Below are 9,254 nucleotides of genomic sequence, written 5' to 3' on the forward strand. Positions count from 1 at the left end.
GGCGTCAGCCGCGAAGCTGACAATCCGTCAGCTCGCAGATACACCGGTGATTGCAGCATTGCCAGCTTCGCGGCTGACGCCGCTCCTACAGCGGGTTTGCCGGTAAGGCCTCTGCCGAGCATGGCTCGGCACTACCCTGGGACCAGACGCTGTCGGTATGGCCTTGCTGCAGTCGCATCTGCGTGCGCCGAGCGATGTACAGCATCACCAGCACCGACAGCAACGCGGTCAGATCTACCGGCCAGCTGCCTGCGTGGTACCAGCTGCAAGCGACGCCCAAGGCACCAGCAATGCTCGACAGCGGAATCGCCAGCGTACACAGCGCACTCAAGCGCAGCAGCTCCACCGCAGCACGCGGCGCACCGCGCAGGAATGCCCAGGCGATGGCGGCGACGAATACCGCGTAATAGATGCCGGTGTGCCAGGCCTTCAGATCGGTGACCAGCGACGGCAACCATTTGGTGGCGGCGATGCTGGCCGATATGCCGGCCACGCAACCCAGCGACACACCAACCGTCAGGCAGGCCAACACCCAGGCCGAACGCTTCTGCACCGGCGTTTCCACGCCCTTGCGTTTGCGTCGCCGCGATTCCACCCACAGCAGGTTGCCGGTGTAGAACAGGGCAGCGCCGGCCAGGCCCATCAGCAGGTACAACCAACGCACCGGGTTGCCACCGAAGCTGCCGAAATGCAGCGCAAAGAACGCATTGACCGCGCCGTTCCAACCATCCATATGACCCGGCAGGTCATGTGCATCCACCTCACCGCTATACGGATCCAGGTGGGTGCTGGCATACACCCGCGCACGCGTGCCATGGCGGATATCCAGTCCGGTCACTGTCGCTTCAACATGCCCGTCCTTGTTCTGGAAACCGAAGCTCTGCACCTCGAAGCCCGGCAACTGCTGCTCTACCCGGCGCAGCAACTCAGCGGCCGGCAACACTGCGGCCCCTCCGGGCGCTTCGGCGTGCTCCTCGTTCCACTCGATGCCTTGCGGATATACCACCGCGCCCTGTGCATCGTAGAACTGGTCATGGAAGGCGAACACCACGCTGGTCAGCGCGATGACGATGTGGAATGGCAGGCTGAACAGCCCCAAGGCGTTGTGTGCATCCAGCCACATGCGCTTGATGTTCTTGCCGATGCGCAGCGCGAACACATCCTTGCTCAAGGTGATCAGCAACACGATCAGGCCCGATACCAGGGCGACCGCATATGCCATCGCCACCGCGCCCATGATCGGCCGTGCGATCTTGTCCGGGAATGGCAGGCCGACCAGCTGGTGCAGCGTATCCACCAGCTGTGCCACCGGTGCCTTGCGCGTCTGCGTCACCTGCAGGCTGCCGTCGGCGGCGAAGCTGGCGCCATACTCGGTGGACTGGCGACGGCCCTGCCCGGGTGCGCGCTCCTGCCAGTACACCCGCGCGGGTTGATCGGCATGCGGCCGCACCGCGACGAAATAGCGCGATGCCGCCTTCGGGTGTTCGGCAAGTACCGCGGCCACCAGCGCGTCGGCCTGTTGCAGCGACGGTGCCGGCGACAACGTGGAAGGCGGCGTCGCCCAGCGCTCCAGCGGCTTCTCGAACATGGTGACCGAACCGGCGTAGAAGGCGATGAACAGCATCAGCCCGCTGACGATGCCGATCCAGATATGCACGTCCTTGTAGACCTTGATGATGTCGCTGCGAATCTTCATGCAAGCACCTTCATGACATCACTCCACGCACCAGCCACAGCGCGGCGAAGGCCAGCGCATTGGCTGCACCCAACCACAGCCACGCACGCAGGCTGTCGCGGAACAGGTAGACGAAGGACAGCACCGTCGCCCAGATCGGTGCCATCAGCCACATGTTGAACTGGTTCTTGCCGCCGCCGGCATTGATGCCGTCAGGGCCCAGCCACGCGAACAGGCCCGACAGCGCCAACGCCAGGCCAAAGCCCAGCACTACGCCGGCGCAGGTCTTGCCGAACCAATGGCGGCTTTCCAGCCGTGGCTTCGCCGCGCTCATACCGACCGCCCCGCACGCGTGCGTGCACGCCATGCGCCGACAAATGGTGCGAGTGACCACACCAGCATCAGCAACACCAACCAGCTGGCGATCGCCTCCAGTGGCGCCAGCAGCGGCCACAACGCCAGCAGTGACAGCAGCACCAACAAGGTGCCCGGCCACCATGCATGCCGCTTCGGCCACGGCCCGGCGGCGCGCAGCTGCTGCTGTGGTGAAGCGACGTACAGCAGTAGTCCGCCAACGATCCCAGCCAGCGTGCCGGCGATACCCAGCCACAGGTTCATGCGGCCTGCCTGCTATACGTGGTTGCGCGCCCTTGCCGGGCGCACATGCGATGTTTGAATTTCATCTGGTCTGGCTCTTCGCTGGACATGCACTCGCGGCACCTGCACCAAAGCGCAGGCGCCGCGCGCGGATCACCAACTGAAACGTGCGGTAGCGGTGACGGTACGGCCGGTGCCGTAGTAGCAGGACGACACACCGCTGCAGGTGGAGACGAAACGCTTGTCGGCGAGGTTGCTCAGGTTGAGCGCGAACTGCGTGCCGACCGCACCGTGCTGGCCGGCGTCATAGCGGATGGCGGCATCCCACAAGGTGTAGGACGGGATCAGGTAGAGGTTGGCGCTGTCGCCATAGCTGCGGCCGTTGTAACGCACGCCAGCGGCAACGCTCAGGCCTTCCAGGCCACCGGCGAGGAAGGTGTAATCGGCCCACAATGCCGCCGTCCAATCCGGCACCATCGCCAACTGCTTGCCGGTGTAGCCGTTGTTGCTGCGGGTGACTTCCGAGTCCATCCAGCTGGCCGCGCCAATCACGCTGAAGCCTTCCAGCGGAGTGACGCGCCCTTCCAGCTCGACGCCGCGCACGCGGCCTTCGCCGTCCTGCACCTGGCAATCGCTGTTGCCTGCGGCACCGCAGGTGTTATGCGCCTTGTTCGGATCGTTGGTGACGATGTTCTGCTGGCGCAGGTCGTAGGCCGACAAGGTCAGCAGGCCATCGAACGAGGCCGGCTGGTACTTCAGGCCGGCTTCCCACTGCTTACCGGTGACCGGATCGAACGGCGTCTGCGTGTAACTCATGTTGACGTTGGTGGCTGCCGGCTGGAACGACTCGGCGTAGCTCAGGTACGGGGTCAGGCCGTTGTCGGCCACGTACAGGATGCCGGCGTTGCCGGTGAACGACTTGTCCTTGACCTTGGTCGGCACCACTGCGCGATAGGTGTTGGTGGCCACCGTATAGGCCTGGGTCCAGGTGTCGTCCTTGGTCCAGTCGTAACGGCCGCCGAACGTCAGGCGCCACTTGTCGATGGCGATCTGGTCCTGCAGGTAGGCGCCGGTCTGGCGGTTGATGCCGCCGCTGTAGCTGATGCTGGTGGTGACCGGAACGTAGTTGGTATAGACCGGATTGAAGATGTCGATGTCGGCCGGGTTGACCATCCCACCACGCGCGCCGGTCCAGTCGGCTTTCTGCCAGTCCACGCCGAACAGCACGGTGTGCTCGGCGACGCCGGTGCTGAATTTGCCGGTCAGGCGGGTATCGATGGTCTCGCCCTTGGAGTCGCCTTCGCCCCAGGTTGCGCGCCGCTTCTGGGTGCGGCCATCGGTATTGAGGGCACCATTGGTCACCACCGAGCGGAATACCGATTCGACGTTGGTATGGCGCGCACTCTGGCTCAAGGTCCAGTTGTTGTTGAAGCTGTGCTCGAACAGATAACCCGCGGTCCAGATGGTGCGATCGAAGGTATTCCAGTTGGGCTCACCGATGAAGGTGGTGTTCTTCATGTAGCCATATGCGGTGGGGCGCAGCGTACCGGCCATCGGCAGGAACTGGTAGGTCGAGCCGCCGTCGTCCTTCTGGTACAGACCGAGCAGGGTCAGGCGCGTGCGCTCGGCGATCTGGAAGGTGTAGCTGGGTGCAAGGAACCAGTGCTGCTGCTCGGTGCGGTCGATCTGGGTCTGGCCGTCGCGGTACAGGCCGACCAGGCGCAGCAGGTGGCGGTTGTCGTCGCTGCCGGTGCCGACGTCGAAGGCACTGCTGTACTGCCCATTGCCGTCGATGCCCACGCGCAGCACCTGCTGCTGGTCGGGCACCGGCGTCTTGCTGACCTGGTTGACCATGCCGCCCGGAGCCACCTGCCCGTACATCACTGCAGACGGGCCTTTGAGCACTTCCACCCGATCCAGGTTCCAGCTATCGACCATGCTGCGGTTCCACTGGCTGCCCTGCGGCGCGCGCATGCCGTCGATGGTGACGTTGTTGGCCCAGCTGCCAGCGTCGAAGCCGCGGATGCGGAAGTCATCGACACGGTTGTCGATACCGCTGCTTTCCAGCGAGACGCCGGCCACGTAACGCATCGCCTCGTTGAGGTTCTGCACGCCGCGTGCGTCCAGTTCCTCGCGCGCGATCACCGAGACCGACTGTGCGGTTTCGGCGATGGCGGTATCGGTCTTGGTCGCACCAGAGGTGTGGCCAGTGGTGCGGTAGGCATTGACCCGCACCGTATCCAGGGTCTGCGCATCGGCAGCCGCTTCGGCTTCGGCTTCGGCGGCGATGGCAGCAAGCGGGAACAGGGCCGAAACGACGGCGAGGGACAGCAAGGCCGGACGGAGGCCGGCAGAAATACGGGGGAGGGACACGGATCAACCTGCACAGACAGAAGTATTGGCTGACTGCCCAGGCAGCGGCTGATGTGCCGATTATAGTAAATAATAACCATTCGCAACAACATCGCTGGCACTGGCTGTTCTGTCACCCGCACTGGTCCCGCCAGCCGAGGCCTGAATACCCGGCCCAAGGCGCGCTTTGCGTCAGCATGTAAAATGGCCAATTTTTAGTCAGGACCATGGCGAAAGCATCCGAACGGGCGCCCGTTCTGGGCCCGGCGTTCATTCGCCTGCTGGCCCGATTCAACGACGAGGGAGCTTCCCCTGCGGCGCCTGCGGTGCCGGAGCGGCTGGCGCAGTGGTTCGACTGGAACCGTGCCATCACCCTGTCCAAGGCGCTGGACAACCCGCCGCCGGAGCCCGAAGCAGGTGCAGACTACGAAGCAGCACAGGATGCTGAATACGCCAATACGCGGGGCAAGCTGGTAGACGCCATCCAGGCCGAGATCGACCTGAGCCCGCCCCGCAACCCGGCGCCTGCCGACGCCGAGCTGCCGCCGGGCTTCGCCCCCTACCGCCAGCACTATCTGAACCAGCAACGCGCCATGCAGACCGTCACCGGCCGCCTGCGCGGTCGTCTGCGTGACATGCTGGCGCGGCAATCCCCGGCAAAGGCGCGCCTGGCCGAAGTCGACGCGGTGATGGAAGCCACCCTCAGCCCGCGCGAACACAGCCTGCTTTCCCATGTGCCGGTGCTGCTCGGCCTGCACTACCAACGGCTGCTCGCTGCAGCCGCGCACGACCCCGCCGATGCCACCGCATCGGATTCCACCGCGGCACCCACCGGCCCCTGGCTGATCACGTTCCGGCAAGACCTGCGCATCGCGCTGCTGGCCGAACTGGATGTCCGTTTCCACCCCATCGATGGCCTGCTCGCAGCGCTACGCACCCGGTAATCCGTACCTCATGTCCAGAAACCTCGTCGCAGTCGTTGTCTTCCTTGTTGGCCTGTTGGCCGTGTGCTGGATCGGCGTCGGCTATGCCGGCACCCATCCGCTGGCCGCGGTGGTCGCCGCGATCATCGCGGCCTGCTACCTTGCCGGCGCGCTTGAATTGTTCCGTTACCGCCAGGCCACCAGCACCTTGCAACAGGCCTTGCCATCCATCGGTGAAGCGGCAGACAACCTCGACGGTTGGCTCAGCCGCCTGCAGCCGGGCCTGCGTGGTCCGGTGCGCCTGCGCGTACAGGGCGAGCGCGTCGGCCTGCCCGCACCTGCGCTGACCCCGTATCTGGTCGGCCTGCTGGTGCTGCTGGGCATGCTCGGTACCCTGCTCGGCATGATGGCCACCCTGCGCGGCACCGGCCTGGCACTGGAAAGCGCTACCGACCTGGACGCGATCCGCAGTTCGCTGGCCGCACCGGTCAAGGGTTTGGGTTTCGCCTTCGGCACCTCGATCGCCGGTGTTGCCAGTTCGGCCGCACTCGGCCTGCTGTCGGCCCTGCTGCGCCGCGAACGCGCGCAGGCCGTGCAGGAACTGGATACCGGCATCGCCAGCCAGTTGCGCATGCATTCGCAGAGCTTCCAGCGCGGCGAGACCTTCCGCCTGCTGCAGGAACAGAACGCGCTGATGCCGACCCTGGTCGAGCGCCTGCAGGCCATGATGGGCAGCCTGGAGCAGCAGCACCAGGCCAACAACGAGCGCCTGCAGGCCAGCCAGCAGGAGTTCCACCAGCGCACCGAAGCGGCCTATACGCAGCTGGCTGCATCGCTGCAGCAATCGATGCAGGCCGGTATCAGCCAGCAGGCCAATGCGGTGGGCGCCGCACTGCAGCCCGTCGTTGATGCAACCATGGCGGGCCTGGCTGACAAGTCCAATGCCCTGCACGCCAGCATCGACAGCGCCGTGCACAAACAACTCGAAGACATCAATGCCGCCGTGCAGAGTGCGGCCGCAACCGCGGGCAGCAGCTGGAACACAGCACTTGAGCAACAGCAACGCAGCAACAGCGCGCTCAACGAACAGTTGCAGCAAGCGTTGGCACAGTTCAGCAGCAACTTCGAGCAGCGCTCCAACAGCTTGATCGAGGGCGTTGCCACGCGCATGGAAGACAATGTCAGCCGCACTGCCGATGCCTGGCGTGATGCACTGGCACAGCAGCACAGCGCGCATGACGAACTGGCGCAGCGCAATGAGCAGGCCTTGCTCGCGGCTTCGTCTTCGTTTGAACAGCACGCGCAGTCGCTGCTGTCTTCGCTGCAGCAATCGCACGAACAACTGCAGAACGCTTTCGCCGAGCGCGATGAACAGCGACTGGGCCAATGGTCGCAGTCGCTATCGGCAATGGTCGGCACGTTGGACAGCAGCTGGCAGCGCAACGGCGAAGCCGTCGCGCAACGTCAGCAGCAGATCTGCGACAGTCTGGCGCAGACCACGCAGAGCATGAGCGAGCAGCAGCAGGCGCAGGCCCGCGACACCATCGCCGAGATCTCGCGTCTGGTGCAGAGCGCTTCAGAAGCACCGCGCGCCGCTGCCGAAGTGGTGGCCGAGCTGCGCCAGAAGCTGTCCGACAGCATGGTCCGCGACACCGCCATGCTGGAAGAACGCGGCCACCTGTTGTCGACCCTGGAAACCCTGCTCGGTGCGGTCACCCACGCATCGACGGAACAACGCAGCGCGGTCGACGCCTTGGTCAACACCTCGGCCGAGCTGCTTGAACGCGTCAGCAGCCGCTTCAGCACCCAGCTTGAAAGCGAGGCCAGCAAGCTCGACCACGCCGCCGCCAACGTCACCGCCAGCGCGGTGGAGATGGCCAGCCTGGGCGATGCCTTCGGCAGTGCCGTGCAGTTGTTCGGCCAGTCCACCGCGGCCTTGAACGAACGCCTGCAACTGATCGAAAGCGCGCTGGACAAGTCATTGGCCCGCAGCGACGAGCAGCTGGCCTACTACGTCGCGCAGGCACGTGAAGTGGTGGACCTGAGCATGCTCTCGCAGAAACAGATCATCGGTGAGCTGCAGCAGCTGGCCGAAGCCCGCGACAACGCCGGAGCCTGAGCGCGATGAGCGACGAAATCGAATTCGACGCCGAATCCAGCGCCACCACCTGGGCCGCGTTCGGCGACCTGATGTCGGTGCTGCTCGGCGCGTTCGTGCTTATCCTGGCCAGCGTGATCGGCATCCAGCTGCTGTTGCACAACCGCCTGGATGAAGAGGTCAAACAGCGCCAGGAACAGACCGCCAAACTGAAGACGCTGGAGCAGGCCCTGGCCGCGCCATTGGCGGCTGGCCGCGTCACCGTCATCAATGGTCGCATCGGCATCAGTGGCAGCGTGTTGTTCGCGCTCAACTCCGACCAGCTGCAGCCGGAAGGCCGTGAGCTGCTGCAGAGTATCGCAGCGCCGTTGCACGACTATCTGGGCGCACGCGAGGAAATCCTGATGGTCAGCGGCTTCACCGACAACCAGCCAGTGCGTGTGGCCAACGGCCGCTTCGCCGACAATCTGGAACTGTCTGCCGCGCGCGCGCTCACCGTCACCCGCACCCTCATCGCCGATGGCGTGCCCTCGCAATCGGTGTTCGCCGCCGCCTTCGGCGCTGAGCAGCCGGTCAGCAGCAACGATGACGAAGCTGGCCGCGCAAAAAACCGCCGCGTCGAGATCGCACCGATCCCGCGCCCCAAGCAGGACGGCAAGGCTGATGCCGCGCAATGATGCCCGCTGATTCGGCAGCACTGGCGCAGCTGCAGGCCTGGCGCGACAGCGGCGCTGATCGCTGCGATCCGCCACGTTTCGAGCTGATCGCGGCGCTGGCGCAGCGTGCACAGCGCTATGCGGGCAGCGCGCGCGCGCAGCTGGATGCGCGCCTGTCACAGCTGACCGATGCGTATGCACAGCTTGTCGCTGTTGAAGTTGCCAAGCCTGCAGCGACAACCAGCGTGGAAAGCCCGTTGCAATCACTGCTGCAGCAATTGGAGGCAGATCCGCTGCAATACCAGTTGCCGCTGAGCACCGCCAACGCAGTCGTCAGCGACAGCGGTGATGATGGCAACGACACAGCGTTGATGCCCGCGCTGGATGAGTTCCAGCAGTTGTGGAGCCGCATCCGCATCGACAGCCTGCTCCGCCAGTGCCTGGATTCACTGCCCGAAGACGCCGGCCCGCTGCATTCCAGCGTGCTCACCTATCGCGCGATGGCGCTGATGCAGGAGCTGTCACCGGAGTATCTGCAGCACTTCATCGCCTACGTGGATGTGCTGACGTGGATGGAGCCGGTAAGCGGCACCAACACCGTGGTGGAACCGACCCGCGCCGCCAGCAAGCGCAAGGCCAGCCGCAAGAAGGCCTGATCGACCGCCGTAAGGATTGGGGAACAACAGCGATAAAGGCCCGGATGTCCGCGCCTTTGTCGTTTGCGTGAGCAGATGCAGCCAGGGTCCAGCGATACAGGCTTTTTGTGGGAGCGGCATAAGCCGCGAAGCTGACCCATCAACAGATGGCACTGCCGCTCACGACTTCAACAATGTCAGCTTCGCGGCTTACGCCGCTCCCACAAACCCTGAGCGAATCGCGAAGCTGGTGCACCACCAGCTTCGCAACCCAGGCAACGCAGCTCCGCATGGGCAAACGGAAAACCCACAAATACC

At 64.8% G+C, this 9,254-nt stretch carries 8 protein-coding genes; 4 read left to right on the forward strand and 4 right to left on the reverse strand.

Translation table 11 applies throughout. The features are described 5' to 3' along the window. Nucleotides 1-85: 85 nt before the first annotated feature. From QMX78_RS18030 to QMX78_RS18045, 4 genes are all read right to left on the reverse strand, one after another. The gene (locus QMX78_RS18030) at nucleotides 86-1,696 is read right to left on the reverse strand and encodes a PepSY-associated TM helix domain-containing protein (protein WP_282272114.1); all 1,611 of its coding nucleotides are present in this window, start codon (nucleotides 1,694-1,696) and stop codon (nucleotides 86-88) included. A 10-nt stretch (nucleotides 1,697-1,706) separates the two neighbouring features. Continuing rightward, nucleotides 1,707-2,009 carry a hypothetical protein gene (locus QMX78_RS18035; protein WP_282272115.1) on the reverse strand — a complete coding sequence of 101 codons (303 nt, stop codon included), beginning with the start codon at nucleotides 2,007-2,009 and terminating at the stop codon, nucleotides 1,707-1,709. Then, entirely contained in the window at nucleotides 2,006-2,293 is a 288-nt protein-coding gene (locus QMX78_RS18040; RefSeq protein ID WP_282272117.1) for a hypothetical protein, read from the reverse strand. The genes QMX78_RS18035 and QMX78_RS18040 overlap by 4 nt, the downstream gene beginning before the upstream one ends. Before the next feature lie 132 nt (nucleotides 2,294-2,425). After that, on the reverse strand, nucleotides 2,426-4,645 hold the full coding sequence (locus tag QMX78_RS18045) for a TonB-dependent siderophore receptor (RefSeq protein WP_282272119.1): 2,220 nt from the start codon (nucleotides 4,643-4,645) through the stop codon (nucleotides 2,426-2,428). Between the two features lie 206 nt (nucleotides 4,646-4,851). On the opposite strand from QMX78_RS18045, the gene QMX78_RS18050 reads away from it, so the two are divergent. The 4 genes from QMX78_RS18050 to QMX78_RS18065 are packed head-to-tail and all read left to right on the forward strand — an operon-like array spanning nucleotide 4,852 to nucleotide 8,957. Beyond that, nucleotides 4,852-5,568, forward strand: coding sequence for a DUF3348 domain-containing protein (locus QMX78_RS18050; RefSeq protein ID WP_282272121.1), 717 nt, complete (start codon nucleotides 4,852-4,854; stop codon nucleotides 5,566-5,568). Nucleotides 5,569-5,578: 10 nt separating this feature from the next. After that, on the forward strand, nucleotides 5,579-7,666 hold the full coding sequence (locus QMX78_RS18055) for a DUF802 domain-containing protein (RefSeq protein WP_282272123.1): 2,088 nt from the start codon (nucleotides 5,579-5,581) through the stop codon (nucleotides 7,664-7,666). Nucleotides 7,667-7,671: 5 nt separating this feature from the next. Further along, nucleotides 7,672-8,322 carry an OmpA family protein gene (locus QMX78_RS18060; protein WP_282272125.1) on the forward strand — a complete coding sequence of 217 codons (651 nt, stop codon included), beginning with the start codon at nucleotides 7,672-7,674 and terminating at the stop codon, nucleotides 8,320-8,322. Then, on the forward strand, nucleotides 8,319-8,957 hold the full coding sequence (locus QMX78_RS18065; protein WP_282272127.1) for a DUF2894 domain-containing protein: 639 nt from the start codon (nucleotides 8,319-8,321) through the stop codon (nucleotides 8,955-8,957). The genes QMX78_RS18060 and QMX78_RS18065 overlap by 4 nt, the downstream gene beginning before the upstream one ends. Nucleotides 8,958-9,254: the final 297 nt, after the last annotated feature.

This window comes from Stenotrophomonas sp. PS02298 (assembly GCF_029959445.1).
In the GTDB taxonomy this organism is placed as follows: Bacteria; Pseudomonadota; Gammaproteobacteria; order Xanthomonadales; family Xanthomonadaceae; genus Stenotrophomonas.

Excerpts from the sequence above, each read along its gene's own strand:
- QMX78_RS18050 (WP_282272121.1), top strand. The coding sequence starts at position 4,852 with ATGGCGAAAGCATCCGAACGGGCGCCCGTTCTGGGCCCGGCGTTCATT.
- QMX78_RS18035 (WP_282272115.1), bottom strand. The coding sequence starts at position 2,009 with ATGAGCGCGGCGAAGCCACGGCTGGAAAGCCGCCATTGGTTCGGCAAG.
- QMX78_RS18065 (WP_282272127.1), top strand. The coding sequence starts at position 8,319 with ATGATGCCCGCTGATTCGGCAGCACTGGCGCAGCTGCAGGCCTGGCGC.
- QMX78_RS18060 (WP_282272125.1), top strand. The coding sequence starts at position 7,672 with ATGAGCGACGAAATCGAATTCGACGCCGAATCCAGCGCCACCACCTGG.
- QMX78_RS18055 (WP_282272123.1), top strand. The coding sequence starts at position 5,579 with ATGTCCAGAAACCTCGTCGCAGTCGTTGTCTTCCTTGTTGGCCTGTTG.
- QMX78_RS18040 (WP_282272117.1), bottom strand. The coding sequence starts at position 2,293 with ATGAACCTGTGGCTGGGTATCGCCGGCACGCTGGCTGGGATCGTTGGC.
- QMX78_RS18030 (WP_282272114.1), bottom strand. The coding sequence starts at position 1,696 with ATGAAGATTCGCAGCGACATCATCAAGGTCTACAAGGACGTGCATATC.